Below are 26,894 nucleotides of genomic sequence, written 5' to 3' on the forward strand. Positions count from 1 at the left end.
TTTATTAAAATGAAATATTGTTTTGGATTCATGCTACTCCTTTTATTCGGGGTACCGGCTTTTGCCCTAGACCTGGGCAGCATAAGCGGGGTGGTAACAGATAAGCAGGCAAATACTTTAGTGGGAATTTCTGTAGGCCTGCAAGGTACAACCCAAGGAACCACTACCGACCTGGCCGGAAATTTCCGTATTGGTAACCTGCCTTACGGGGAATACGTGCTGCTGCTCAGAGGGGTAGGTTTTTCTGAAAAAGTAGAACGGGTTACCTTATCGGAGGTATCGCCGCACATACAAATAAATATAACCCTGACGCAAAAAGATAACCTGATGCAGGAGGTCTTAGTATTGGGGCGTAAAGAAACCAACTACGTTAATAAGCAAAGTTTTATCGGTACTAAAATAGAAAGCCGGGTAATAGACGTGCCCCAGACAATTTCGTCGGTAACCAAAGAATTAATAGAGGAGCAGCAAGCGTTCCAGATTACCGAGGTAGTAAATAACCTGGCCGGTGTAAACCAATATTCCAGCTACGACGACTTGACCATCCGGGGGTTCCGGAATGGTTTCGGCACCGGTTTTCGCCTGGTAAACGGGTTAAGGTCGGGCTACGGCTACGGCACCAGTTTTTTCCGGGTACCGCTAACCGTTAACCTTGAAAGCATCGAGGTTCTGAAAGGTCCCGGCGCTGCCTTATTCGGTGATATCAACCCGGGCGGAACCGTAAACCTGGTAACTAAAAAGCCTTTAGAAGAACACCGGAAAGCCGTTAATTTTTCGGTCGGTAGCTTCCAGACCGTGCGCACCGCCGTAGACCTTACGGGGCCACTAAACGAAGATAAAAGTTTGCTTTACCGCCTCAACGTGGGGTTTGAAGATACCAAAACCTTCCGGGATGTAAACGACAGAACCTCTTTGCTGATAGCCCCCACCGTAACTTTCCGGCCAACCTCTAAAACCACCGTTAATGCCGAATTGGTTTACAGTTCCTTTAATGGTTTCCTGGACCGCGGCATGGGCATTCGGGGCGGCGATTTTTACGCCTTGCCCCGGTCGTTTACCTTAAGCCAGCCCAGCGATTATTATAAGGTAAAAGATATTTCGGTTAATGCCACGCTGAATCATAAACTAACCGATTGGCTTTCTTTTAATGCGGCTTACCTGAAGTTTATTTATCACGAAGACCTGAGCGAACACCGGACCCTAAACACTTTTGCCGATGCGCCCGCCAATACAATTATGAATATGCGGTATATGGCGAAAAAGATAAGCGAGTACACCGATAATATAGCTACCTACTTTTCAGTAAAAGGCCATACCGGCCAACTGCACCACCATTTAATAGCCGGACTCGACCATATAAAATTTCAGACAGACCAGAAGGGCCACCAGTGGGAAGCCCGGGAAATGGAGATGGATGGCAAAAAAGTGCCCCTGCTATTTGACCTGAATAAGCCAACTTACGAGCTCCGCGACCCAAGTAAATACATCCGCCGGCCCTTGGCTTTGTTTTTCGTCGATTACCTGAATTCGGGCTACAGCACCACCGGTGTTTTTGTGCAAGACCAAATTAAGGTAACCGAGCGGTTAAAGTTGCTGCTGGGCTTGCGCCAGGAATTTTTCCGCGACCAGCGGGTATACCAGACAGAAACCGAAAAAATTAACCAGAATGTTTTGCTGCCGCGCGCTGGCCTGACTTATAAGGTAAGAAACAACATTAACTACTTTGCCAGTTACAGCCAGGGCTATAAGCCCATCGACCCGGCCTTTGTGCGCAACCCCGAAAATTATGGCAGCAGCACCCCTTTTAAAAGCGAGACGAGTTTTCAAGCCGAAACCGGACTTAAAGGCGAGTTTTTACAGGAGAAATTATTTGCCACACTGGCTTTCTTTTACATTGAGAAAAAGGATATGCTGGTGAACACTGGTCTGATAACGGATGCAGGCAACCCTATCTATCGGCAAAACGGCCGGGTGAAATCACAGGGTACCGAACTGGAGTTGACCGGGCGCGTAACCACCAACCTTAGTTTAAATTTTAATTATGCTTTTAACCAAACCCAGGTTTTAGAATCTGATTTGGAAATTGAAAATGGGAAGGAGGCCCCTAATGCTCCCCGACATTCCTCCGGTTTATGGGCGAAGTATACCTTTACCAGTCCCGAACTGCAAGGTTTTGGGTTTGCCTTTGGTGGAAATTACGTGGGCAACCGCCGGATGGAGTTACCGGTTGATGCTATAACAACCGGTAATAAAGTGTGGCAATACTGGCCATCTTATACCGTTGTAAATGCCGCGCTATTCTACCAGGTTAATAAATTCAGGTTAAGTGCTAATCTGAATAACATCTTCAATAAATATTACTTTGTTGGTGGTTACGATTACGTTCGGGCTTTCCCGGGAGCTCCCCGAAACATTATGACCTCTGTTGGCTTTACTTTTTAGTATTGACATAAGTACCAAATTGGTATATGAGGTAGAATTTTTTGATATATTCTTAGTGTGCTTTACATGTTCCTAAAGTCTTCATCTACATTACAGTCTTACTAATGGATTAATAAAAATTTATATTCGACATGGCTTATTCTATTTTCTTCGGAAAATCAAACACTCGGTTTCCCTCTGGTCTTGGTTGCTACTAAATCAGCTTTGGTTTTTCCTTGATGGTCTCGCGCTCAAAATTAACTAAGGAGCCAAAGAAGTTAAAGCGACCGATAGAAGTAAAGGTTTTGATCCTTTTTTAAATTTATTTAGGCAACGAATTACTCGCCTTGATTCCTGTACGCAGAATGTAACGATTATAATGCTGCAACACTTAGCCGGTACGTTAAGCCATTATTTAAAGATTGTACTGAAGCAGAAAAAAAGTAAGCGCAAGTAACGCAATTACAATTGCAGAATACTGCCTTAGAGACCATGATTAAAGTAGCTAAGCAACAGTATAAAATATAAGTCAGAAAAAGTATGATTTCAGATAGTTCAGCAGCTAAATACGCATTATCCTTGGCAGGCATAAGGAAACTGTGCGGTTAGTAGATAAATTAAATAGAACTTTAATTGTATAAACTGTAAAGTATTTTCAGGTACGTACTAATTTAATATAGCTCTGTTTAATTGTAAAACAGAGCAGTAGGGAATAAGAGATCGTTAAATTTCCAATTGTAAAAAACTGAAGTTTATTCAATTAATTTTCTCCATCGCCCAACTACTCTTTAAGTAATGGAATATTCTATTTAACATAAATTTTTTAATATTTACAACTTATATTTATGTATATTAGTCTTTTTATGTTAAATGAAAGCCGGTTTTGAATTAGTCCTATCTTTCTTCCCTTATGTTTTTCCATTGCTACCAATAATATTATTTTGTAAATAGCTGTTTTTTATAATGGCTCCTGCTTATCCCAGCCGTTTGTATTTCTACTTTTTCATAAATCAGTTTTAAAAAGAAGCAGGCCCTATTCCGGGCCTGCTTTCTGAAAAATAAAACTTTTATTTCAGCTTCATATCCGTTATAATATTCTGGATACGATCAGAGAGTTGTTTATTTACTTTATCGAAATCTGCTTCTGTGGTTAATTCGGTGTTAACGCTAAAGTAAAATTTAATTTTGGGTTCGGTACCAGATGGCCGGGCCGATATTTTAGAGCCGTCTTCGGTAATAAATTGCAGTACGTTAGACCGTTCCATTTCGAAAGATTCAGTTGCGCCGGAAGCTAATTGGGTAATTACGCCACTTTTGTAATCGCGCATTTCCGTTACCGGCGAGCCGTTAATGGTTTGGGGAGGGTTTTGGCGCAATTCCTGCATCATTTCGGCAATTTCTTGCTGGCCCCGTTGTCCTTTTTTGGTAAGCGAAATCAAATCTTCTTTGTAAAACCGGAACTCCTGGTACATGCTAATCATGAGCTGATACAGCGTTTTACCCTGGTCTTTTGCTGCCGCTGCCATTTCGGCAATAATGGCGCAAGAGGCCACAGCATCTTTGTCGCGCACCGAATCGCCGACCAGGTAACCGTAACTTTCTTCGCCGCCACCAATAAATTTCTCCTGGCCTTCTAAAGACCGGATAACTTCGGCTATGTACTTAAAGCCGGTTAAGGTTTGGTAAGATTTTACCCCGTATTTCTTCGCGATTTCGCCAATCAAATCGGTGGTAACAATGGTGTAGGCAATAAATTCTTTACCGGTTAGTTTACCCGCATCGTTCCAGGCTTTAATGAGGTAATAAATAAGCAAGCTGCCGGTTTGGTTACCATTCAGGAGCACAAACTCGCCGTCCAGGTTTTTTACACCAATGCCTACGCGGTCGGCATCCGGATCGGTGGCCAGTACCAAATCGGCATCCAAATCTTTTGCTTTTTGCAAGGCCAGGCTCATGGCTTCTTTTTCTTCGGGGTTGGGGTAAACCACCGTCGGGAAATTGCCATCGGGGGTAGCTTGTTCTTCCAGAATAGTTACATTGGTAAAGCCTAATCGCTCTAGTACTTTAGGAACCAAAGTAATGCCGGTGCCGTGAATAGGGGTATAAACTATTTTTAAATCCTGTTGCCGTTTAATTACCTCGGGGTTTACCGCCAGGTTGGCTACCATCTCAATGTAAGCATTGTCTACCTCGGCCCCGATTACTTGAATATTTTCTTCTTTCGGCTCAAATTTTATCGCTTCTACCGATGTAATGGCATTTACCTCCTGAATAATATTTTTGTCGTGGGGGGGCACTACCTGGCCGCCGTCGTTCCAGTAAGCTTTGTAACCGTTGTATTCTTTGGGGTTGTGCGAGGCCGTAAGCACTACGCCGCTGTGGCAGCCCAAATGCCGGATAGCAAACGAGAGCTCCGGGGTAGGGCGGAGGGCTTCAAAAAAATATACTTTTATATCGTTGGCACTAAAAATACTGGCTACAATGCGGGCAAACTCCGGGCTGTTGTTGCGGCTGTCGTGGGCTACGGCTACTTTAACTTGCTCGTTCGGGAAAGATTTTTTTAAATAATTACTCAAGCCCTGGGTAGCGGCGCCTAGCGTGTAGCGATTCATACGGTTGCTGCCCACGCCCATTATACCCCGTAAACCGCCGGTACCAAATTCCAGGTCGCGGTAAAAAGCATCGCCCAAAGCTTCGGTTTCGCCCTGGTCGGTTAATCGTTTTATTTCGGCTTTGGTTTCGTCGTCATAAGGCCCGTTCAGCCAGGCGTCTATTTTGCTCTGAATAGCTGGTTCTAACATAGTTTTATTTTTTAATTCATTGTGGTACGCATTTGGTACCGGGTAAAGTTTTAGTTTATACTGGGCAAAAGTAAAAATTAAGCGTTTTTACGGAAAGTAAATTTTGCCTCATTTACCAGTAAAATATTACCGAAAATTTAACCTGGGTAAGTTTAAATTTTTTAATTGGCAATCCGTAATTCTGGTTTAAGCTGCATTTGTTTGGCCCACTATTCTTCCGGTTGATTTTTGCTAATTTATTAATTAAGTAATTTAATTCTCGAACTTAATTAGTTATTTTGTAAAATATAGATATTTACTTGCAATTACTGATTCATGTTTTAAACTTTGTGCTAAATCTATAGCTCGTGCTTTTATGAATATTACAGAATTAAATACTTCTCTCGTATCATTAATCCGGAAAAAAGAGGAATTAAGCAAATTATCGTATAACGATAAGCGGTACGATGATGCAGAGGAAGAGCTTCATGACATGGAAGATGAATTTAACGAAACCTACGGCGATTATTTAGAAGGGGTTTTGGAAGAAGTGCATGAACGCATTTGTCCCGATTCGGATGTACTTTTGCCAACGGCTTATTTACCGAGCAAATTAACCAATACCGATAACAATGTGCCGCTAAAAGGCGAAGGCGTATGGGTTGATACCGATAAATATCCGAATAAAGAATCGCGCCTGGTGTTGGTACCTAATCCTACCCGGTTGATTTTGTTGGTGGGTAGTACCGTGCAGGAAGAAGTTTGGAAAGCAGAATAAACCCGCAATACTGGCATATAAAATCCTGAGTTTACCATGAAGGTTAACTCAGGATTTTTATTTTATGTAGTACGACGAAAATAATCTTGTATTAATAGCAGGTGTAATTTTACCTGTCCTGTTCCTCCTATATTTAACTACGATTAGGACACGGATTAAAGGTAATTCAATTATATAAATCAAGATTCATATTGCTATCCTAAAAGGAACTTTGGGTTAGAATACCTTACAGGTACCTCTAGTAATAACTTTAATTCCCTACTCTACTTTCTAATCAATAGATGCTTTCAGCATGACAGGGTAATTTTTGCTTTGTGTCCTGACAGGAGCCCTAAATTAGGGGCGCTTTTAATGCTGATTTTTAATTAAGCTAATTGTATATTTAAAACTTTCTAGCTAGTTAAGTCTGATTTATTTAGTTAAATAACCAATTTTTTCGCGGACCCGGTTTAAGGTTTTAGAACCAATTTCGCGGGCTTTTTGGGCGCCAATTTGTAGTTTCTGATCTACTTCGGGTAAATTACTTTGGTAATAATTAAACAGTTCCCGTTCCGACGCAAACTTATTTAAAATTAACTCAAAAAGCGCTTGTTTGGCGTGGCCGTAACCATAGTTGCCATTGAGGTAATTTTGGCGCATGGTTTCGGTTTCGGTGGGCGAAGCCAGCAAAGCGTATAATTTAAAAGTAGTATCCTCGTCCGGGTTTTTGGGCTCTTCCAAAGATTTACTATCCGAAATAATTGATTTAACCGCTTTTTTAAGTTCTTTTTCCGGGGCAAAAATATCAATAATATTGCCGTAAGATTTACTCATTTTTTCGCCGTTGGTACCCGGTATTGTCATTACGTTTTCATCGATGCGGGCCTGCGGCACTACAAAAGTTTCGCCGTAGCGATTATTAAAGGCGGTGGCAATATCACGGGCGATTTCTAGATGCTGCATCTGGTCTTTTCCCACGGGCACAAAGTCGGCATCGTACAAAATAATATCGGCGGTCATGAGCACCGGGTAAGTAAACAAGCCCGCATTTACATCGGCCAGCCGACTAGATTTATCTTTAAATGAATGCGCGTTGGCCAGCATAGGGAAGGGCGTAAAACAGCTCAAGTACCAGGTAAGCTCGCACACTTCCGGCACATCTGATTGGCGGTAAAAAATATTGCGGTCGGTATCGAAACCGCAGGCCAGCCACGCCGCAGCTACCGCGTAGGTATTCTGGCGCAATGCATCAGCATCGCGCACGGTGGTAAGCGAGTGTAAATCAGCAATAAAATACAACGACTCATTCGCCGATTGCTTAGAAAGTTCGATAGCGGGCAAAATAGCCCCGAGCAGGTTACCTAAATGCGGCCGGCCCGAACTTTGTATTCCGGTTAATATTCTGGACATACGTAATAAATTTGGCGCAATTTACTTAGAAGAACTAAAGATACCTACTGCGGGCAAGTAAATTAGAACGGCAGTTGTTTGCCGGTTTAAACCCGTAAAGTCTGGTCTTCTTCCAAAGTTGCAACAACCTGGCGGGTACCGTTAGCTAAATATTTATCGATGAGGTAATGGGCCAAATAAACCAGCGGCGTAAGTAATATGGCTACGGTAAATTTATACAGGTAATTAATAAACGCTACCGAAAGTACTTGCGCCAAACTCCAGTCGGCAAAAACGTAAAAAGCAATAAACAGCACCACCAAAGAATCTATCAATTGCGATACCAAAGTAGAGCCTGTGGCCCGCAGCCAGATTTTTTTGTTGCCGGTAAGTTGCCGGAACCAACTAAATACCGAGGCATCTAAGAACTGCGAAATTAGGAAAGCCGTAACCGAACCAATAATAATGCCGCCGCCCTGCCGGAATATAGCATTAAAAGCATAATCAATATTAAAAGGTTGACCGGTGGCATCTGGATTATTAACATCAATCCAGAAAGGAGCCGGAGGCAAATGGGTAATAACCGTAATTACCAGAAACATATAAATAATAAGTGCTACGGTAATTAAGCTTATTTTCTTAACCCCGGCTTTCCCAAAATATTCATTTATTACATCGGTGGTAATAAAAACAATGGGCCAGATTACCACCCCAGCCGTTAAATTAAAATCGAGTTTAAAGTTGGCGAGCACCGGAATTTGCGCACCCGGCAAACCAAAAATGGCCTCGCCCGAAAATATTTTTACACCAATTAATTCGGCTAATAATGCATTGGCCAGGAAAATACTACCCAGGATTAAAAATAAATTATTTTTTTTCTGCTGCAAAAGAGAATCGGGTGCCGACATAAGATAGATGGGAAAGAATCTGTTTTACTGCGCCTAATTTAAACTACGTTTGGGTATTAAGCTACTGCTATATAAAAATAAACGCTGCAGGTGTTTAGGCGGTAGGTATCAGTTCACTGATTTAAAGAACCGGTAAATTATTCCAGTAAGCCAATGGTTTTACCTTCTATAGCCAGGTGGGTATTATCGAAAACGGCTTTGGCTTCTTCGAGTAAAACGTTTAGATCTTTGTAGCGCGCTGAAAAATGACCGATTAATAAGCGTTTTACTTCGGCTTTCTGGGCCAGCAGGGCAGCTTGCCTAGCGGTGCTGTGGTAGGTATAAACGGCCCGGTCGCGCATATTATCTAAAAAAGTAGCCTCGTGGTAAAGCAAATCTACCTGTTTTATATAAGGAATCAGGTCTTCTTTATACCGGGTATCACTGCAGTAAGCATACGAACGGCTATGGCTGGGGGCAGACGTAACATCGGCATTCCGGACTAATATATTGCCGGCTTCGTCCAGAATATCTTCTCCGTTTTTAAGCCGTATTAATTGGGGCGGCAACAGAAAACCGGGAAGTTTTGCTTTAACTAAATGGCGGGGCTTGGGTTTTTCCCGGAATAAAAAGCCGCAACAACTTACCCGGTGCTGCATGGGCAGCGTGTGTACGGTTATAAATTTGTCGTCGAGAATTTTTTTGTAAACCGAAGTATCCAGTTCGTGAAAATCGAGTTTAAACGAAAACTGGGTGTTGGAATATTTAAACTGTAGGGTTAAAATATCAGCTAAACCGGGCGGCCCGTAAATGGTAAGGGGTGTGGTACGCTGTTGCAGGTGCATGGTAGAGAGTAAACCAAACAAACCAAAAAAATGGTCGCCATGCAAATGACTAATAAAAATATTACAAATGCGCTGATGCTTTACTTTATAGCGCATCAGCTGCATTTGTGTGCCTTCGCCGCAATCAATTAAGTTTAACTGGTTGCCAATGGCTAATATCTGGGCGGTATGGTTACGGTTATGAGATGGTGTGGCCGAAGAACTGCCTAATATTTTTAACTCAAAATCCAATATCCGCCGGTGCTAAAACTATTCTTCTTTGTTTGTTAAATCGCGCTCAATTTCGTGCAAAAATACCCGATCAATGGCTTCTTCTACGGTTGGTAAAATATTTAAAACCGACTCCAGCTTAGAGATGGTAATCAGTTTCATGACATGGTCTTGCAAACCAGCCAAAATTAATAAACCGTTAGATGAGTTACACAAACGATTAGCAATCAAAATAGAGCTTAACCCCGAAGAATCGGTATATTTTACATTGCTCAAATCCAGAATCAGGTTACTAATGCCTTCGGCATTTAATTTAACAAATTCAGATTTCAGGTCAGGAGCAATAGTAGTATCTAATTTTTTCTCATCAATGGTAATGATGGTGTAATTTTCTTTTTTATCGATAGTGTATTTCATACGTATTGCAATATGGTTCTAAGTGCGAAGGTAAAGATTATTTATCTATTTATTATGGCGTTGCCGCTAAAATGTTTTGGTGTATACTAGTTTGTATTCGTTCTAAAACGTTATCGTAAGGTGTTTTAACAAATTCCCGGCCGGTTACTACTTCGTACAACTCAATGTACCGCCCCGATATTTCGGCCAGCCATTCGTCGCTCATTTCGGGTACCTGCTGCCCGGCTTGCCCGCTAAAATTATTATCCAGGAGCCACTGCCGCACAAATTCTTTCGATAATTGCCGTTGTGGTTCGCCGGCGGCCTGGCGTTGGGCGTAACCGTCCTGGTAAAAATACCTTGAAGAGTCGGGGGTATGAATCTCATCGATAAGGTATATGTTGCCGTTTGCTTTGCCAAATTCATACTTGGTATCTACTAAAATTAAGCCGCGCGCGGCGGCTATTTCGGTACCACGGGCAAATAAGGCCTGGGTATATTGGGCCAGTTGCTCGTAATCATTTTTAGTAACAAGACCAGTAGCTATAATGTTTTCGGGCGATATATCTTCGTCGTGGCCTTCGGCGGCTTTGGTGGTCGGCGTAATAATAGGTTGAGGCAATTTATCGTTTTCGCGGAGCCCTTCGGGTAAGGCCTGGCCGCAAATTTCGCGCTTGCCGCTTTTGTATTCACGCCAGGCATGCCCGGCTAAATAACCCCGGATTACCATTTCTACTTTAAACGGTTCGCATTTAACGCCAATGGTTACGCTGGGGTCGGGCTGGGCCAAAACCCAATTGGGTACCACATCGGCGGTAGCAGCCAGCATGTAAGCCGCAATTTGGTTTAGTACCTGCCCTTTGTACGGAATGGCCCGGGGTAATACCACATCAAACGCCGAAATTCGGTCGGTAGCAACTACGGCCAGCTTATCTTGGAAATAATACACATCACGTACTTTGCCGCGATAAAAACCGGTTTGCTCCGGAAACAGGAAATTGGTTTCTTTTAAAGCCTTCATTTGTTTTATTTGGCTACAAGCAGGCAAAGTTATAAAGATATTTCAAGCCTCAAAATAACTACTTATACCCATAATAATTAGTATTAACCGCAAAACTGGTAAATAACCTAAATAATGACTGGTTTGTTTAACTAATGCAGTTGGGCGGGCGTAAACTTAAAGGTAAATAATAACGGAATTGGTATGGGGCGGATAATTATAACCAATATTTATTTGGGGCTTTTTTGTGTGCTGGCAATGGGTTGCCAGAAAGAATATTTAGAACCTCAGCTTACCGGCCAGGCGGCGCAAACCGAATGGCTACGGAAAAAACGTACTACACCTTGTCCGGAATATTCTTATTTGTATAACAATGCCCCGGCAAACCTGGGTACGGTAAATACAACTAAAATAATTATTGGCTTTGACCCTGCTATTACGCTATCCGAAAAAGAAGCGTTTATCGCTCAATATGTTTTTCTGGCGGGTATCGAAAATAGTTATAATACCGGTAGTGCCGATGCCACCATTGTGTTACTGCAAGATGGTTTAACCTGCACCGAAGTAGAAGCCGCTTTGGTACTTCTGGCCAAAGCCGAGGTGGTGCGTTACGCTAATCCGGCTTTTAAATCACCGGTAGGGGATAATTTATTGGGCATAACCAACCAGTTTATTCTTACGCTTAAGCCCGGCTATACCCGCGAAGATCTGCAAAAATTAACCCGCCGGACCAAAACCGAAATTGTAGAGGCCCTTGGCGAAGATATTTTTATATTAAGTGCCGATAAATACGCGACCGGAAATGCTTTACAACTGGCCAATGAGTTTGCTGCATTTAAGCCCATACTTACCAGCGAGCCGGATTTTTTATTTCTCTTTTAATTTTTAATTACCCGCCTGTATTTAATCAAAGCATTTAACTGGAGCCTAACCTGCCCGTTTTAAATAAAACAAATACGGTTAAACGTGCGGTTTTCAGCAGCAAGCAGCATTCATATTTTTATAAAATTTACACTTTACTTTTCCTATTATCTTCTTCGGTTTAGTACGTAAAATTTTGGCTCTTTGCCGGGGTAAATGATTCCGTTTTAGCTATCGGGCAGGGCCTACTTTTACCCGTGCGCAAACATATTATTGATCGTCAGCGTATTAAAAATTCAGGAAAATATTTCTGGGTTTGTACGCCAAGCCGGTAAAAGTAGTGGCCTTCATGTTTGTTTTTAGATTTAAAATTTAGGCGGCAAACGGCCGGGAGGTGAACTTTGGAAATACTTGTCCGTCGCTTGTGCGGTAACTCCTGTAAACAAATTAAAATTTATTTAAAACTATGGCTGAAATTAATATTGAACGAAAAAAAGCGCCGGTTTGGCGTTGGCTTCTGCTCCTGTTGCTATTGGCATTAATTGCCTGGGCTGTTTACGAATTTGCGTATAAACCCGAAACCACCGAAATAGATGACGATGTGCCGGCTACCGGTATGGTTACCTCGGTTAGTACACCTCTGGTTTTGGTGTAAACCCCCATTGTTTAGAAACACTGTAAATGCGAAAAAACTATGAAAAACGAAGAAATAAGAAATAGCGGGTCTGACCGCCTGATTCCGTTAAGTAACTCCAAAGATTTTAAAGTAGCTAAAGATAACCCCGATGTGCGCGGCTGGCGCGTAGTAGGTTCTGATGGCGAAAGCCTGGGTGTGGTAAAAGATTTAATTGTAGATACCCAGGAGATGAAAGTGCGGTATTTATCGTTGGCTGCCGATAAGCGGTTTTTTAATGATGGCTACGAAGCTTACCTGCTGGTACCCATAGGGGCCGCCGCCCTCGATAAAAAAGGCAACAACGTTTTTGTTACCAATATCGATTCGAATACCATAAACAGTTACCCTACTTACCAGGGCGGGGCCATTACCGAAGATTATGAATACTCGGTGCGGGAAGCTTATATGCACCCCAATGACCGTAACCGGAGCGTAAACAACGCTAATTATACGCAAACCGAGTCGCAAGCCACAGTAGCACCGCGTCGTATATCCAGCGACTTTTACCAGGACGAAAGTTTTAACGACTCGCGTTTTTACGACTCAAACCGGGTGAACGATAACAGTGATATGCATACGCATACCCGGACAAGCGATGATGCCCGCTACGTGGCACCACCGGTTTCCGGCGGCGATACAAATTCCAATTCTAAAGGGGTTGAAGAATCTATCTCGACCATAGAACGGCTGGAGCAGTTACGGGTTCGCGGGTCTATAACCGACGAAGAATTCCGGGTACTGAAAAAACGAGCCTTGGATTTGTAATCTATAAACTTTAGAGATAGATAATGAATAGTAAATAATAAATAAAAAGGGCACCTGAGTAAGGTGCCCTTTTTATTTATTAAATAATATGCGCTCTGCAGTAAACTTTAATAGTTTCTTAATTATTAATAAGTGCTTTTAACTTCCAGGCCAACGTAAACCGCCGGGGCTTTGTCGCGCAGGTTGTATTCCGAGGCCATCACTTCGGCATAAGCACCGGCCGTACGAATGGCTACAAAATCGTTGCGCTTGGTTTCAGGTAAGAAAACATCTTTCGCAAAACAATCCGTCGATTCGCAAATAGGGCCTACCACGTTGTATTTAACCTCAGCATCTGCACTGGATAAGTTTTCGATTTTGTGGTACGCCTGGTACAACATAGGCCGGAGCAATTCAGTCATGCCGGCATCCAGAATAGCAAAATTGGTGGTTAAGCCTTTCTTGATGTACAATACCCGCGATATTAAAGAACCACACTGCGCCACCAACGACCGGCCTAATTCAAAATGAACCTGCTGGCCGGGTTGTACGTGCAAATGTTCGTTAAACACCGCAAAATAACTTTCAAAATCCGAGATGGGTTTTTCGTCGGGGTGGTAATAATCTACGCCCAAGCCACCGCCCACATTAATATGGGGCAAAGAAATTTGTCGGTCTAGGAACCATTGTTGCACTTCATTCACCCGCAAACAAAGATTTTTGTAAACATTTAAATCGGTTATCTGCGAACCGATATGAAAATGCAAACCGATTAATTTTATATTGGGGCAACTCTGTAACAAAGTCAGGACACCTTCTAACTCCCACAAGTTAATTCCAAACTTATTTTCTTCTAAGCCGGTAGTAATATATTTGTGGGTATTGGCATCTACGTTGGGGTTTATGCGCAAAGCTATCTGTGCTACTTTACCTAACTTGCCCGCCAGTTCATTTATCACTTCAATTTCCTGCGTCGATTCGCAGTTAAAGCAGAATATATCTCTTTTCAGCGCAAAATTTATTTCGGCATCAGATTTTCCTACTCCGGCAAATACAATATGGTCGGGGTTAAAACCACGTTTTAAAGCGCGTTTTACCTCGTTGCCGCTTACGCAATCGGCACCAAAGCCAAATTGACGGATAAGCTTTAGCACGGGTTTATTGCTGTTGGCTTTTAATGCGTAGTGTACCTGAAAATTATATTTTTCGGCGGCTGTTCTGGCGCTTTCTAAAGTCTGGCGTAATAATTCCAGGTCGTATAAATAAAAGGGAGTTGGTTCGTGTTGCCAACTCTCTACCATATCTTTAAGCATGAGCGGGTTGTTCTGTTTTTGTAAAAACACCTTCGTTTAAAGCAATTAAAGCTTCGTTTTTATCTTCGGTGTTAACTACCAGGCTAATATTGTTTTTGCTGCCGCCGTAAGAAATCATACGCAAAGGAATGTGCTGCAACGACTGGAATATACGCAATACAGTGCCGGTTTTTTCTTCAATAAAATCACCTACCAGGCAAATAATAGATAAGTTCTGGTCTACTTCTACGGTACCAAATTCGCGCAGTTCCGTAACAATTTCTTTCAGGTGCTTGGTGTTGTCAATAGTTAAAGATACGGCCACTTCAGAAGTGGTAATCATATCGATAGAGGTGCGGTATTCTTCGAAAACTTCGAAAATGCGCCGCAGGAAGCCGTACGCCAGCAGCATACGCGTTGATTTAATTTTAATGGCCGTAATACCATCTTTGGCAGCAACTGCTTTAATATTGCGGCCAGCAGTACGCGCCGAAATGGTAGTACCTTTGGCTTCGGGCTGCATGGTATTGAGTAACCGCACCGGAATATTTTTTTGTTTGGCCGGCAGTACGCTGGATGGGTGCAATATTTTAGCACCAAAATACGCCAGCTCGGCGGCTTCGTCGAACGACAACTCGGCAATGGGATAAGTGTTTTTTACTATGCGCGGGTCGTTGTTGTGCATCCCGTCAATGTCGGTCCAGATCTGAATTTCATCGGCGTTAATGGCCGCCCCAATCAGGGAAGCCGAATAATCGCTGCCACCCCGTTTCAGGTTGTCAATTTCGCCAAAGGCATTCCGGCAAATATAACCTTGGGTAATAAATAAGTTCGTGCCCGGATATTGGGTTAGGTCTTCGGCTAATTGCTTGGCAATAAAAGCGGCATCGGGCTCTTCGTTTTCGTCGATGCGCATAAAATTAAGAGCCGGCAATAAAACCGAAGGAATGTTGCTTTCTTCGAGGAATAAATGGAATAAACCAGTCGATAATAATTCGCCTTGGGCCAGAATACCTCTTTCTTCGTGTACGGTAAAATTATTTTTAACCTGGGCTTTTATAAATTCAAAATGAGACTGAATAAAGTCCAGGGCTTTCTGTTTATATTTATCGGCCTGATACAGGCTGTCAATTACCTGTTTATAAGTCTGATGCAAGTCGTTAATCAGGGCAGTAGCATTTTCGGAATTAACCTGGTACAACTGCTCCGATATTTGAACCAATTTGTTTGTGGTGCCCGACATAGCCGATAGCACAACAATTTTAGGGTCTGGCGTGTTGATTAACTGAGCCACCGATTTCATGTTGGTAGGTGAACCTACGGAGGTGCCGCCAAATTTTAAAACTTTCATGTATAATTTATTAGGTTTTAATAATGCGCCGCAAAGTTAAGCATTATTAAAGGCAATCGGTACAGAACATAGTTGATTTATTCATTTTTTATTTTAAGAGCGCGTTGGTTAAGGTAAAAGCAAAAATTACTTGCGAAAATATCTGTTTAAATTAATTCCCACAGGCTAAATATTTGTAAACAAATGGTATAAATAGAACAGAATGTTAGCTTGGGTTAAATATAGGTTAAACAAAAAAAAAGCCCGGTGCAAAAATGCGCCGGGCTTTAGTTATAATATTTACATTAATTTTTTACCACACGGGTAACTAACTGTTTATCGGCAGAGCGGGCGGTTACCAGGTAAGTGCCCGCAGGTAAATGCTGGAGACTTAATTCGGTTTCGCTGGTGTTGCTGTCGAGGTTTACCGCTTGCGTGAGCAGCAGTTGACCGGTTAAATTCCGCACTTCTATGGCGTAAGTGGTAGCCACACCTGTTGAGATTGATAATTTAATTTTACCACCAGTAGGGTTAGGGTACGCCAGTAATTGCGGCACCATGGTTTGGGTTGTATTACTGCAATTTATACCCAGTATTTTGCTGTAAGCATAGTTGGTAGAATAATCTACTTGTTTCAGGCGGTAATAAACGGTGCCTTGTGGTGCTTGTTTGTCGGTGAAAGCATATTTTACCACTTGTATGCTATTACCGGCACCCGCTATTTGGCCTAGGCTTTTAAAGTTAGTACCATCCAGGCTTCTTTCTACCTGAAAATATTGGTTATCTTTTTCGGTAGCAGTAGCCCATACTAATTTTGCCTGTCCATCCTGGAATTTACCGGTAAAGTAAAGTATTTCTACCGGTAAGGTTGTAACCGGGGTTCTGTCGATAGAACTTTGGGAAGCCTCAGGATAAAAAGTTAAGGTAACCGGAATATTGGTGGTTAGGTTATTCAGGGCATCGGTTGCATTTATGGTAATATTTACCGTGTAAGGACCTTTAAACATAGCCAGCGCACCATTATTAGATACGTAAATACTACCGGTAGTTGGGTTTAAAGCAACGCCCGCAGGTAAATTGCCCGATACCAAACTAAAGTTGTTGGTGCTGGTTTGGTCAAAACCTTCGCTGTCATAAGGGTAAGCCAGTACATCGTTATTGTTATAACCGTTTACGTAGTACGGTTGATTTACATTGTACGTAGTAGGGCAGTTGGCATTTACGGTAAGCAAGGCATAGCTAGACGAAGTAGACCCATCGTTACAGGTTTGCTTAATGGTCCAGCGGAATACGTAAGTGCCGGAAGTTAAACCCATAACAATGCTATTGCCTTGGTTTACATTCGAGAATACCGGATTTGACGCGCCGGTTGGCTTAGAATCCAGGGTCCAGGTTCCCTGACCCGAAACAGGTTGGTTTCCGGTTAAGGTAGTTGAGTAACAAGCATTCATGGTAGAGCCTACAGTGGCAATGCTTACTGACGAGCCCACAACAACTGTTTGGGATTGAGTTAATGCTACGTTACTACAAGTCGGCGACGAAACCCGCACGGTGTATACGTAGGTACCGGCCGTGGTAAGACTGGGCGTAGTAACTGATTGCACCAATCCATTGCCGGTTAAGGTAGTACCCACCTGGGTAGGGGTGCCATTGTTAAACGATTGGAATATTTGGTAAGTATAGGTGCTGGTATTGTTGTATTCGGTGGCTACACTAATGGTTACGGGTTCGTTAATACATAAAGAGTTTTTATTTACGGTAACACTTACATTGTTGGCCGGGCCTTGGGGGCTAACGGTTACCGCATCAGAGGTAGCGGTACAACCACTGGTGTTTTTATGTACTACTGTAAAAGTAGCCGAGGTATTGATTACACCGGTATTTAAGCTTAATGTGCCCGAGGTATACGTAACTTCGGCCCCAAACAAGACGCCATCTTTTTTAAGCTGATATTTATCGTTGGCCACTAACCCAGAAGTAATATTAATTAAAGTGCTGCTATTATAACATACCTGGCTGGCGGCCGCTGCAATAACTGGTTTAGCGGGTACCGGCGTAAGCAAAGTTACCGTGGCACTGGCACTCAAAGTGGTTTGGCAAGCGGCCGAGTAGTTGCGGCGGGCTACAATTTGCAAAGTGCCGCCAGCGGTAATAGGTCCGGAGGTTACGGTTATGGTTCCGCCATTACCTATGGTCACGTTGCCAGTTACTACACCGTTTAGAGTTATTTGGTAAGCAATATTGGCTTCAGAATTGGTGATGGTGGCACTAACTGTACCTTCGTTACAAACCGATAAAGAGGCGGCGCCAAAGGTTGCCGATACAGCGGCCGGCGGCATACTACACTGCACCGCCGAACCATTTACCTGGTTACTTTCGCATAGGCCGCCACTGGTTACGGTTGCCGTTACAAAACCGCCCAGATACAACTCTAGCGGTGATAAACCAGTTACCGACCAGGTACCGTTAGATAGGGCAGTAGTAGTTCCCAGCAAAGTACCATCTATGTAAACTTTTACGGTAGCATTGGCCGGGGCATTGCCCGAAACTATACCGTTAGAACCAGCACTTTCGTTTATAGGAGCGTTTATGGTCAGGCCGGTAGTAGCGGTTTGGGAAGTAACAGAAATGGTGTTGGAGTTAGCACTCAGGTTGGTACCACTAGCGGTACTTGTACGGGCAAAATAACTTCCTGGCGTAACTCCGCTAATGGTTAAAGACCAAAGCTGATTTGCATTTACGGTAGTGGTAGTACCAATTTGCGTACCCCCCGAATTATACATCCGGACTGTGGCTCCAATTTCTGGGCTGGTACCGGTAAAGGTAAGGGTAGAGCCAGCCGATACTGTACAATAAGACCCTAATATTACCGGGGCAATGCGGCCAACTGTAACGTTAGCTGAGGAAGCACCGCAGCTACCGGTGGCACTTATTTTAACGTTTAATACTTGGTCGTTTTTAAGAGTTAGGTTATTGAAAGTAATCGTGGTGCCGGTTGCCGTTCCTTCGGCTATTTCTATATCATCTGCAAATAAGGTAACATAAGTATTAGCGGTAGTGTTAATGGTAATGCTGGTAGTAGCCGCAGTAATGGAAGTGGTTGCAAAAGTTGGAGCCGTTAAAGCTTTGGTACTATTACCGGTACAAGATGAGTTTGAACGCTCAGAAACACAGTTTGCATTATTCGCATAAACTAATTCAGCGTAATGTTCGCCGTTGCTAGGTAAAGTAGAAGTGAAAGTGTAAGTAGCAGTAGTAGCCGCCAGAGCGGCAGAGGTAAATACCAGCACTGGCCCTGTATCCGATATCCGGTAAAGGTTTACGTAAAAACTGGTGGTGGTATTGCCAGGTATGGTAACCGGTATATTTTTACCGCTACTTGGTATAGTACCTAATGTAGGAGTGGGTGGTGGCGATGAACAGGCAATCTGGCCTGCCTGCCCGGCTTGTCCGACCAGTACGGCGTTAGAAGCATCAGATAAACTATTGTTACCGTTTTTAGCTTTTGCGGTTATAGTATTACCCGCAACCAAAGTATTGGCAGCTACCGCAAGCGACCAGGTACCATTGGCGGTTAAAGTGGTTGTACCCAATAAAATATTGTTTTGATAAACCGAAATAACGGTTCCGGCCGGCTCTGTAGAAGTACCTAATACAGCCACATCGGTAACAGCAATAGGACCTTTTACCACCGGTGCACTGGTAAGCAAGGGCTTAAAACCACCGTTTAAAATATCGCTAGGGCTGGTTGGCGGAAACGAATTAATAGCGGCCGTCCAGGCCTGGTTCCGGTCTATGTAATTTAAATCGTTAAGGCCACCAATATCGGCGGCGGTACCGGTAATACCACTTTGGGCACTGGTAACCGAAATGCCTGATAAACGCAGTGGCGTTGTTGCTGTAATAGCACCTTGGAAACCAGACAACGGAACAAAATAATCAATAAAATAATCAGGGTTATCGTTGGTAGTAGATAAAGCAACTGAACGCTGTGAGTTTGAGAGGTGCGAGGCGGTATATACCGTAGCGTTATTCGATAATTTTATTATCCGCACATCAAAGTTAGTGGCCAATAAAACTTCGTACTCAAAACCTGGATTGGTACCGGTACCCGAAAATATGTTATCGGAATCGATTAAAACACTAAAGCCTTTAGAGGCCGCAGAGTTGTTGCCTACCCGAACCCGGAAAATAAAATTGGTACCATCGAAGAATGCGTACCAGGGGTCTTTCATTAAGTCGGTAAAATTGGTAGAACCCCCGGTCTTTAAATCAGAATGTGGTTCAATTAATACCTGCGGAAACAAGCGATAATTAATTTCACTGTAATCTGCACCTATGTCGTTCCCAATAAAACCGGCGGTAGTTTTAGACACGTAGCCATCGCTATTAGGGTCTAAAACTTTATTGCCTCCGTTGGTTGCCGGCTGAACAATATAACCAGGTATTTGGGCTGTACCTGTATTGGGTAAAAGCAGTAAAATACAGATGGTTAAGGCGGCAATGTAACATAAGTAAGAAAATTTGCTTTGCTTGCTTGTAGCGTAAATGTTAGTAAAGTTTAATTTCATACATTATTAGTTTTTCGATGTTTAAATTTACTACATGGAAAAAATCATATAATTATTTTCGACGAACATGCCATTTTGCTCGACGAATTTATGAAACATGTCGTTAAACTGAGTATTATGGCGAAGTAGTATGGAAGGAATACAATGATGTGTTTGTGGTTATATGTGGTGATAGGAGATTATATAACGATTTATTGTGAAAAAGTACAACTTACATATTTAAGTAAGATAAGTTTATTATATAATTATTTATACATTAATTATTAATTTCATGTTATATGGATTTGTCTAATTATATATAAAAAATCCTATATAAATAAGTAAAGAGATTTTTAAAGCCTAATTGAAAGGAAGATTTAAATTGATTATAAGGGTGCCAGGAAGAATATTTATATAAAGGTCCGGTGTAAAAAGCTTGTAAAGTTGTAAAGTAGAAGGGGAGGAACTTGAACGGTAAATGGATTTAATGCCAGTACCATCTTACCCAAGCTATCTGTGATAGGCTAAAAGCAGTAAGTTTTTTTGCAAACAGATGAGTAAAAGCTATATAAACAGCTACAGACAATATACCTATTCTGGCTACAGCTTTTTATGCTGATTACTACACCCGTGTATTATTTATTGTGTTCTGATTACCGGCTATAATGTGGTGAGTATTTAAATGCATTAATTGGCAGAAACCTCTTGCCCGTTGCGGAAAGTTGTAGTTTTAGTTATTTTACCAGCTTCGTCGAATTCTTTCCAAATGCCGGATTTTTTGTTGTTTTTATAAAGGCCCGTTATAGCGGGTTTACCGTCTTCGTAATATTGTTTAAAAAAACCATTCCGGAGTCCGGCTTTGTACTCAGTTTCGGAAAGTATTTTACCCGATGGAAAAAAGCTTTGGGCAATACCTATTATTTTCCCTTTCTGATAAGGTGCCTTTTCTTTTATTTGTCCATTCTCAAAATATTCCAGCCGGTCGCCTTCTAATTTATTATTGGCATAGGTTTCTTTTGTTTTAATTTTTTTTGCCTCATCAAAATAAGTTTTCCAATCGCCGGTTTTAACTTCTTGTTTTACAAACTGCTCGGCTTGCAAGTTGCCCGATGGGTAATAAGAGGCAATTTTTTGGGTAGTACCCGCATCGGCGTACCGGATTTCCTGTTTTAAGGTGCCGTTTTCGTAGAAATATTGCGCCAAGCCATTTTTAACCCCATTCAGGTAGTTTACACTGCTCAAGAGTTGGCCATTTTCGTAATAAGTTTTGGCTAGGCCATCTATTTGGCTAGTGGTACTGTTGCTCCGGAAAGCCTGACGGTCGGTAACAATACTGGTGCTTACCCGCGCTTGTTCTTTGGGATTGGTTATAGCTACCGATTTATAGGTTACTTCGGATTTTATTTTACCAGAGCGGTAATAGCTTTTAAAAATACCACTTTTGTTGCCATTTACATTTTGCGCTTCGGTTTCCAGTTGGCCGTTGTCGTAGTAAGTTTTAAATAATCCGTCGGGTAAGCCGTTTTTAAAATTGCCTTCTGATTGGGGTTTGCCGTTGGGGTAATAAGTATGGGCCGGGCCGTTTTGTTCGTTGCGGGCATACATAATTGCCGATTTTAGGGTACCGTCGGGATAATATTCTTTTACTAGACCATTGGGAACATCGTTTACAAAGTTAGCTTCAGTTTTAACCTGGCCATTTTCGTAGTAGGTTTTAAAAATATTGTTTTGTTTATCGTTTAAGTAAGTGCCTTCCTGCAGTACTTTACCGTTGGGATAGTAAGAGGTAAAAGGCCCCTGCTTCTGGTTATCGACATAAGTGATAAATAATTTTTTCTTTCCATCTTCAAAATATTCGGTATAGATGCTATCGCGTTTGCCTTTAACAAACTTACCAATACCTTGTAATTTGCCGCTGCGGTAAAAGCGCTGGTATTTTCCGTGGGGCACGGTATCGGAAGGTAATACAAAATATATTTCCTTAACCTTCTGATTTAAGGTGTCGTGGTAAGTTACTACTTTTTTTACCTGGGCCCAACCAGCCGTATGGCAAACAAAAAGTATAAACAACCAACCTGACCAACGAATAAATTTAAACATACTTTAAAATGAGATAATATTTACGAGCAGCTAAACCTTAAAACGAAAATGTATAGACGAAACTGTTTGTTTATTTTGGTTATTGGTTTGTTGCGTAATTAATATTTAACCGGTGCTAATACTTTAAATGTTCCCTGCCAGAATTAATAAATAATAGACAATAGCCACGGAAATACAAAATAGTTGATTGCGGGGGAACCAGCTACTAGATTATACCAAAGTTGAGCAAAGCAATTACCCTTGATTTTACCATTAACATGCCTGAACTGTATATTTTTATTTTTCTTCTTTTCTACATATAATTTGCCAGAATTTTTGAGAGGGTCTGTTCCCGGTATTATGTGCGGGTTCCTGTATCTCTTTGGCTTCAACTAGTCCATATTTCCCAAATTCCATTTCTACTGACTCTGAATCGTAGAAGAACAATTTTACTCCATGCCTGGTTAGAAATCTGTCTTTACTTAATTTTTCTCCTTCCCCATAAGTGCTATCCTGTTTTGAAATCGCTACAAAAACCATGTGTCCAGCAGGTACAAGTTGATAGTAACAAGCATCTATCAGCTTTATTCGTTCTTTTGCGCTTAATAAGTGAATCAAAGCATAACAAAAAATTCCATCGTACAACTCCTGGTCAAACGGCATTGCACTAACAGAACCATGATGCATTTTTACATTATCTCCGTAGTGCTTTTTTGCTAAGTCAATGGCTGTTTCTGAAATTTCAATCCCGGTTACACTAAAGCCATTATCGGTGAAACTCTTTGCATTTCTGCCGTAACCAAATCCTGGAATCAAAATTTTATGAAAGCCATTTTTTCGAAATAAATCTACGGTTGCCATTGCCGAATCAGCCGGCTCAAATCCCCACATCGTTTGTTTATCTTGAAAGCTAGACTCCCAGAATTCGGTCATATTCTTTTCTATTATATCAGGGTACTAAGTTCTTACTGCTTATGACTACTAATTGGTTTATAAACGCAGTAGCCTTACTTTTTAATGTAAGGCTACCGAAAAAATCATGCCTAAAAGCGAATACATTTAAATTCTTTCCAGTACCAGGGCCGAGGCACCGCCGCCGCCATTACAAATTCCGGCTACACCAATTTTAGCGTTTTTTTTATCTAATACGTTACACAAGGTGGTTACAATGCGGGCTCCGGAGGCCCCTAACGGATGACCCAACGAGACGGCGCCGCCAAAAATATTTACATTATCGGGTTGCAGGTTTAGCTTTTGGTTATTGGCCAGCGATACTACGGCAAACGCTTCGTTTATCTCGTAATAATCTACCTCGGCAGGGGAGAGGCCCGCATTTTTTAAGGCTTTGGGAATAGCCAGCGCCGGCGAAGTGGTAAACCATTTGGGTTCCTGTTCGGCATCGGCAAACCCCCGGATGCGGGCAATGGGCTTTACGCCTAAGGCTTCGGCTTTTTCGCGGCTCATGAGCACCACAGCTGCGGCCCCATCGTTTAATGTAGAGGCGTTGGCGGCCGTAATGGTACCTTCTTTATCGAATACCGGTTTAAGCGAAGCAATTTTATCGAAATTTACTTTGGTGTACTCCTCGTCGGTGGTAACCAGTACGGGGTCTTTGCCCCGCTGCGGAATCTCAACCGGTACAATTTCGTCTTTAAGGTAACCGGCCTCAGCGGCGGCGGCACTGCGGCGGTAAGACTCAATGGCAAAAGCATCTTGCATCTGGCGGGTAATACCCATTTCGCGGGCCGTATTTTCGGCGGCATTGCCCATGTGGTAATCGTTATATACATCCCAGAGGCCATCTTTAAGCAAGCCGTCTATCATTTGGCCGTGCCCCAGTTTAGCGCCAAAGCGCGCTTTATCTAAATAAAAGGGCACATTGCTCATGCTTTCCATACCGCCGGCTACTACTACTTCTTTGTGCCCCAGCATAATGGCCTGCGCCCCAAACATAATGGCTTTGGTACCCGATGCGCAAACTTTATTTACCGTTGTACATTCTACCTCGTAGCCCAAGTCGGCAAATAAAGCCGCTTGCCGCGCCGGTGCCTGGCCTAAGTTAGCGGGTAATACATTGCCCATAATTACTTCCTGTACTTCGGCGGGGTTTACGCCGGCCTTGGCCAAAGCGCCTTTAATGGCAATTGCACCCAGCTGGGTAGCCGTTAAAGCGGCTAAACTGCCGCCAAAACTTCCAATGGGTGTCCGGACGGCCGCAACAAGGTAAACTTCTTTTATTTGCATAATGCTTTTACTTTAAAGTCTTTAAAATTTAACTTCGGCAAAACTGGTTTTACGGCACAAGCCCTTACCAATCTGGTTTATCTTTATCTATACGCTTGGCTGGCTGCCGGGGTAGTTGTTGCAAATATTGTAATTCGGCCTGGCGCATGGCATCGAGCAGCATGGTGGCTTTTTCGGGCGTAAGATCGGTTTTGCTTAAACGCTGACGCAAGGTTTGCATTTGCCTCTCTTTTTCTTTTACCGCCTCGTCGGAGCCTTGGTTTAAACTATTAGGGTCGGGTGGCTGATTGTTCTGGTTTAATCCTTTTTTATCTCCGCCGTTTGTTCCCTGGTTTAGCTTTTCAGCCTGGCCTTGGTTTGCCGGCTGCCTTTGATTTTCTCCTGGATTATTTCCAGGGGTTGACTGAGGCTTTTGCTGAGCCGGCTCTTTGCCGCTGTTATTAAAATCGTTCTGGTAATCCGGGTTACCCCCCGGAGATTCTTTCTGGCCTGCTTTAGCCTCAGACTTTTTATTTTCGGGAGCCGGTTGTTCCTGCTTTTGGCCTTTACTTTTGCTGTTCTTTTTAACCGGGTTTTGGGCTTGGTATTTTTGTACCAGTTCATAATTATAACGGGCCACATCGTCGCTCGGCTCCTGAATAATTGCTCTTTTAAAATAATATAAAGCTTTTTCGGGGTTATCTTCCTCGAAAGATAAAATACCTAATTGGTTTAAAGCGGCAGCCTGGATTTGAGGGTTAGCATTATTGCGGAGGCGCTGGTAATATTTTTGAGCCTGTTTTATTTGACCGGCTTGGTAGGTAGCGTGCGCCAGGTTTATCACCAATTCATCGTCTTTTACAGACAGCGAATCGTTTAAAAACCGGTATACCCCTGCTGCTTGTTCGTATTTTTTTAACCCATATAAATAATGGGCCTGTTGCACGCCGGTATTTACCCGCGCTGCTTTTTTTAGTCCATCACCCAACGTTGAAAAAAGAAGAAACACCAGGAGGATATACCTCATATTTTAATAACATTTACGGTTATCAGTACATCGGCCACTATTAATAATAACGCAAAAAGAAGCGGATAAATATATTTATTAGCCGTGATGTCGATGGTTTGGGTTTCGTGTACAATGCCCGATACTAAGTTTATCGCCCGCAGCAGGCTTTCTGTTTCGTTTCGTACATCGGATATCTCAAAATAAGCTCCATTAGTTTGGCGGGCCAGTTCTTGTAAAGGTTCGGGATTTAAGCGGCTAATAACTTTTTGCCCGTTGCGGTCTTTTTTGTACCGGCTTCCTACCGGCACCTGGTCGCCTTGTAAAGTGCCAACGCCTAAAGTAAATACCCTAATCTGGCTTTGTTTAAGCTTTTGTAATAATGGCCTAAGGTTATCGCCAAAATTTTCGCCGTCGCTTATAACCAATATTAGCTGGGTCCGGAGCGAATCAGTAATGGTACTTTCTTGTAGTTTGCGTAAGGCTAAATTTAAAGCCGGTTCGTAATTGGTGCCTGCGGTCGGCGCTTGGTTGGTATTGAGCAACTGGGTGTACAACAAAAAAGCATCCTGATCAAAGGTTAAAGGGCATTGTACTGCGGCCTCGGCCGAGAAAACAATAAGGCCCATTCGGTCGGCATCCAGGTTAGGCACCATTTGAGCAATTTCAAATTTGGCTCGCTCCAGGCGCGATGGCGCAATATCGCGGGTGTTCATCGACGCTGATAAATCGACGAGGACCAAAACATCTTTGCCAATGGTTTTAATTTCTTTCGTCATGGCACCAAAAGAAGGCCCCAGCACCGCAATAATTAACAGCAAGAAGTAAGTAGTGCGCAGCCCAAACTTAATCCAGATACTATTGGCTGCTTGTTTAAAATAGGTAGCGGCTTTTTTTATCCGGAAAATATAGCCCGCGTACAACCCGAGAAAAAATATTCCCCACAAAACATCGGGCCAGGAAAGCGTTTGGTACCAGTTCATGAAAGCTATTTTGCCGCCGGTTAAAGCTACAAATATATAAAGGATTTTTAGCCACTTCTAGCGGTAGCTTGCGGTTGGGTACATAATTTACATTTTACAAACCAAAGGCGCCATTTGCAAAAACCTGATTATCTTATAAGTATAGTAATTCTTAAATTTAATTTGTGTTGCAGCGTATAAAATAGAGGAGAAGATTTGGCTAATTGAAAATTGTTATTGTATATTTGCGAACTCTTTAACCGAAAGAGATGGATAGGTGGGTGAGTGGCTTAAACCAGCAGTTTGCTAAACTGCCGTACCTCTAAAGGGTACCGGGGGTTCGAATCCCCCCCTCTCCGCCAGAATATTTTTAAAATAAAGTTTTTTTTCTAAAAAAAAGCTTTTATGTTTGCACCGCGATTAGCAAAAGCCGCTTCCAGGAATTTGTTTTTCGTGTTGTTCGGGGTGTAGCGTAGCCCGGTATCG

The 26,894-nt window shown here is 42.6% G+C and carries 19 protein-coding genes and 1 tRNA gene; 6 read left to right on the plus strand and 14 right to left on the minus strand.

Annotated elements, in window-relative coordinates:
- Nucleotides 1-30 precede the first annotated feature (30 nt).
- Nucleotides 31-2,442, plus strand: a complete 2,412-nt coding sequence (locus ACO1R6_RS02195; RefSeq protein ID WP_486261831.1) for a TonB-dependent siderophore receptor — start codon at nt 31-33, stop codon at nt 2,440-2,442.
- Between the two features lie 1,046 nt (nt 2,443-3,488).
- Here the strand turns inward: ACO1R6_RS02195 and ACO1R6_RS02200 are convergent.
- Nucleotides 3,489-5,222, minus strand: coding sequence for a phospho-sugar mutase (locus ACO1R6_RS02200; protein WP_486261832.1), 1,734 nt, complete (start codon nt 5,220-5,222; stop codon nt 3,489-3,491).
- 355 nt (nt 5,223-5,577) lie between these two features.
- Between ACO1R6_RS02200 and ACO1R6_RS02205 the strand changes: the two genes are divergently transcribed.
- Complete coding sequence (locus ACO1R6_RS02205; protein ID WP_486261833.1) at nt 5,578-5,979, plus strand: hypothetical protein; 402 nt, start codon at nt 5,578-5,580, stop codon at nt 5,977-5,979.
- A gap of 411 nt (nt 5,980-6,390) precedes the next feature.
- On the opposite strand, the gene trpS is transcribed toward ACO1R6_RS02205, so the two are convergent.
- The 5 genes from trpS to ACO1R6_RS02230 form a co-directional block, all read right to left on the minus strand.
- Complete coding sequence (trpS, locus tag ACO1R6_RS02210) at nt 6,391-7,368, minus strand: tryptophan--tRNA ligase (RefSeq protein ID WP_486261834.1); 978 nt, start codon at nt 7,366-7,368, stop codon at nt 6,391-6,393.
- 86 nt (nt 7,369-7,454) lie between these two features.
- Nucleotides 7,455-8,255 (minus strand): queuosine precursor transporter, encoded by an 801-nt coding sequence (locus ACO1R6_RS02215; RefSeq protein ID WP_486261835.1) that lies wholly within the window; start codon nt 8,253-8,255, stop codon nt 7,455-7,457.
- Between the two features lie 137 nt (nt 8,256-8,392).
- Complete coding sequence (locus ACO1R6_RS02220; RefSeq protein WP_486261836.1) at nt 8,393-9,310, minus strand: ribonuclease Z; 918 nt, start codon at nt 9,308-9,310, stop codon at nt 8,393-8,395.
- Between the two features lie 18 nt (nt 9,311-9,328).
- Nucleotides 9,329-9,706, minus strand: a complete 378-nt coding sequence (locus tag ACO1R6_RS02225; protein WP_150092066.1) for an STAS domain-containing protein — start codon at nt 9,704-9,706, stop codon at nt 9,329-9,331.
- Nucleotides 9,707-9,758: 52 nt separating this feature from the next.
- Entirely contained in the window at nt 9,759-10,706 is a 948-nt protein-coding gene (locus tag ACO1R6_RS02230) for a phosphoribosylaminoimidazolesuccinocarboxamide synthase (protein WP_486261837.1), read from the minus strand.
- Between the two features lie 183 nt (nt 10,707-10,889).
- On the opposite strand from ACO1R6_RS02230, the gene ACO1R6_RS02235 reads away from it, so the two are divergent.
- From ACO1R6_RS02235 to ACO1R6_RS02245, 3 genes are all read left to right on the plus strand, one after another.
- The gene (locus ACO1R6_RS02235; protein WP_486261838.1) at nt 10,890-11,567 is read left to right on the plus strand and encodes a hypothetical protein; all 678 of its coding nucleotides are present in this window, start codon (nt 10,890-10,892) and stop codon (nt 11,565-11,567) included.
- A gap of 445 nt (nt 11,568-12,012) precedes the next feature.
- Nucleotides 12,013-12,201: a hypothetical protein gene (locus ACO1R6_RS02240; RefSeq protein WP_486261839.1), complete on the plus strand. Its 189-nt coding sequence runs from the start codon at nt 12,013-12,015 to the stop codon at nt 12,199-12,201.
- Between the two features lie 39 nt (nt 12,202-12,240).
- Complete coding sequence (locus tag ACO1R6_RS02245) at nt 12,241-12,987, plus strand: PRC-barrel domain-containing protein (RefSeq protein WP_486261840.1); 747 nt, start codon at nt 12,241-12,243, stop codon at nt 12,985-12,987.
- A 125-nt stretch (nt 12,988-13,112) separates the two neighbouring features.
- Here the strand turns inward: ACO1R6_RS02245 and lysA are convergent, their stop codons facing one another.
- The 8 genes from lysA to ACO1R6_RS02285 all read right to left on the minus strand — a co-directional run bounded on the left by lysA (nt 13,113) and on the right by ACO1R6_RS02285 (nt 26,429).
- The gene (gene lysA / locus ACO1R6_RS02250; RefSeq protein WP_486261841.1) at nt 13,113-14,309 is read right to left on the minus strand and encodes a diaminopimelate decarboxylase; all 1,197 of its coding nucleotides are present in this window, start codon (nt 14,307-14,309) and stop codon (nt 13,113-13,115) included.
- Nucleotides 14,272-15,609, minus strand: coding sequence for an aspartate kinase (locus tag ACO1R6_RS02255; protein WP_486261842.1), 1,338 nt, complete (start codon nt 15,607-15,609; stop codon nt 14,272-14,274). Before ACO1R6_RS02255 ends, lysA begins: the two co-directional genes overlap by 38 nt.
- Nucleotides 15,610-15,893: 284 nt before the next feature.
- Complete coding sequence (locus ACO1R6_RS02260; protein WP_486261843.1) at nt 15,894-20,159, minus strand: T9SS type A sorting domain-containing protein; 4,266 nt, start codon at nt 20,157-20,159, stop codon at nt 15,894-15,896.
- Between the two features lie 666 nt (nt 20,160-20,825).
- Nucleotides 20,826-22,238, minus strand: coding sequence for a toxin-antitoxin system YwqK family antitoxin (locus tag ACO1R6_RS02265; RefSeq protein ID WP_486261844.1), 1,413 nt, complete (start codon nt 22,236-22,238; stop codon nt 20,826-20,828).
- 276 nt (nt 22,239-22,514) lie between these two features.
- Nucleotides 22,515-23,150 (minus strand): class I SAM-dependent methyltransferase, encoded by a 636-nt coding sequence (locus tag ACO1R6_RS02270; protein ID WP_486261845.1) that lies wholly within the window; start codon nt 23,148-23,150, stop codon nt 22,515-22,517.
- Nucleotides 23,151-23,276: 126 nt separating this feature from the next.
- Nucleotides 23,277-24,461 (minus strand): acetyl-CoA C-acyltransferase, encoded by a 1,185-nt coding sequence (locus ACO1R6_RS02275; protein ID WP_486261846.1) that lies wholly within the window; start codon nt 24,459-24,461, stop codon nt 23,277-23,279.
- Nucleotides 24,462-24,525: 64 nt separating this feature from the next.
- On the minus strand, nt 24,526-25,467 hold the full coding sequence (locus ACO1R6_RS02280) for a hypothetical protein (RefSeq protein WP_486261847.1): 942 nt from the start codon (nt 25,465-25,467) through the stop codon (nt 24,526-24,528).
- The gene (locus tag ACO1R6_RS02285; RefSeq protein WP_486261848.1) at nt 25,464-26,429 is read right to left on the minus strand and encodes a vWA domain-containing protein; all 966 of its coding nucleotides are present in this window, start codon (nt 26,427-26,429) and stop codon (nt 25,464-25,466) included. Before ACO1R6_RS02285 ends, ACO1R6_RS02280 begins: the two co-directional genes overlap by 4 nt.
- Before the next feature lie 250 nt (nt 26,430-26,679).
- On the opposite strand from ACO1R6_RS02285, the gene ACO1R6_RS02290 reads away from it, so the two are divergent.
- Nucleotides 26,680-26,770: transfer RNA gene (locus ACO1R6_RS02290), tRNA-Ser, on the plus strand.
- Nucleotides 26,771-26,894: the final 124 nt, after the last annotated feature.

The organism is Adhaeribacter sp., assembly GCF_057359045.1.

Excerpts from the sequence above, each read along its gene's own strand:
- ACO1R6_RS02195 (WP_486261831.1), top strand. The coding sequence starts at position 31 with ATGCTACTCCTTTTATTCGGGGTACCGGCTTTTGCCCTAGACCTGGGC.
- ACO1R6_RS02200 (WP_486261832.1), bottom strand. The coding sequence starts at position 5,222 with ATGTTAGAACCAGCTATTCAGAGCAAAATAGACGCCTGGCTGAACGGG.
- ACO1R6_RS02205 (WP_486261833.1), top strand. The coding sequence starts at position 5,578 with ATGAATATTACAGAATTAAATACTTCTCTCGTATCATTAATCCGGAAA.
- trpS (WP_486261834.1), bottom strand. The coding sequence starts at position 7,368 with ATGTCCAGAATATTAACCGGAATACAAAGTTCGGGCCGGCCGCATTTA.
- ACO1R6_RS02215 (WP_486261835.1), bottom strand. The coding sequence starts at position 8,255 with ATGTCGGCACCCGATTCTCTTTTGCAGCAGAAAAAAAATAATTTATTT.
- ACO1R6_RS02225 (WP_150092066.1), bottom strand. The coding sequence starts at position 9,706 with ATGAAATACACTATCGATAAAAAAGAAAATTACACCATCATTACCATT.
- ACO1R6_RS02230 (WP_486261837.1), bottom strand. The coding sequence starts at position 10,706 with ATGAAGGCTTTAAAAGAAACCAATTTCCTGTTTCCGGAGCAAACCGGT.
- ACO1R6_RS02235 (WP_486261838.1), top strand. The coding sequence starts at position 10,890 with ATGGGGCGGATAATTATAACCAATATTTATTTGGGGCTTTTTTGTGTG.
- ACO1R6_RS02240 (WP_486261839.1), top strand. The coding sequence starts at position 12,013 with ATGGCTGAAATTAATATTGAACGAAAAAAAGCGCCGGTTTGGCGTTGG.
- ACO1R6_RS02245 (WP_486261840.1), top strand. The coding sequence starts at position 12,241 with ATGAAAAACGAAGAAATAAGAAATAGCGGGTCTGACCGCCTGATTCCG.
- ACO1R6_RS02255 (WP_486261842.1), bottom strand. The coding sequence starts at position 15,609 with ATGAAAGTTTTAAAATTTGGCGGCACCTCCGTAGGTTCACCTACCAAC.
- ACO1R6_RS02260 (WP_486261843.1), bottom strand. The coding sequence starts at position 20,159 with ATGAAATTAAACTTTACTAACATTTACGCTACAAGCAAGCAAAGCAAA.
- ACO1R6_RS02265 (WP_486261844.1), bottom strand. The coding sequence starts at position 22,238 with ATGTTTAAATTTATTCGTTGGTCAGGTTGGTTGTTTATACTTTTTGTT.
- ACO1R6_RS02270 (WP_486261845.1), bottom strand. The coding sequence starts at position 23,150 with ATGACCGAATTCTGGGAGTCTAGCTTTCAAGATAAACAAACGATGTGG.
- ACO1R6_RS02275 (WP_486261846.1), bottom strand. The coding sequence starts at position 24,461 with ATGCAAATAAAAGAAGTTTACCTTGTTGCGGCCGTCCGGACACCCATT.
- ACO1R6_RS02280 (WP_486261847.1), bottom strand. The coding sequence starts at position 25,467 with ATGAGGTATATCCTCCTGGTGTTTCTTCTTTTTTCAACGTTGGGTGAT.
- ACO1R6_RS02285 (WP_486261848.1), bottom strand. The coding sequence starts at position 26,429 with ATGAACTGGTACCAAACGCTTTCCTGGCCCGATGTTTTGTGGGGAATA.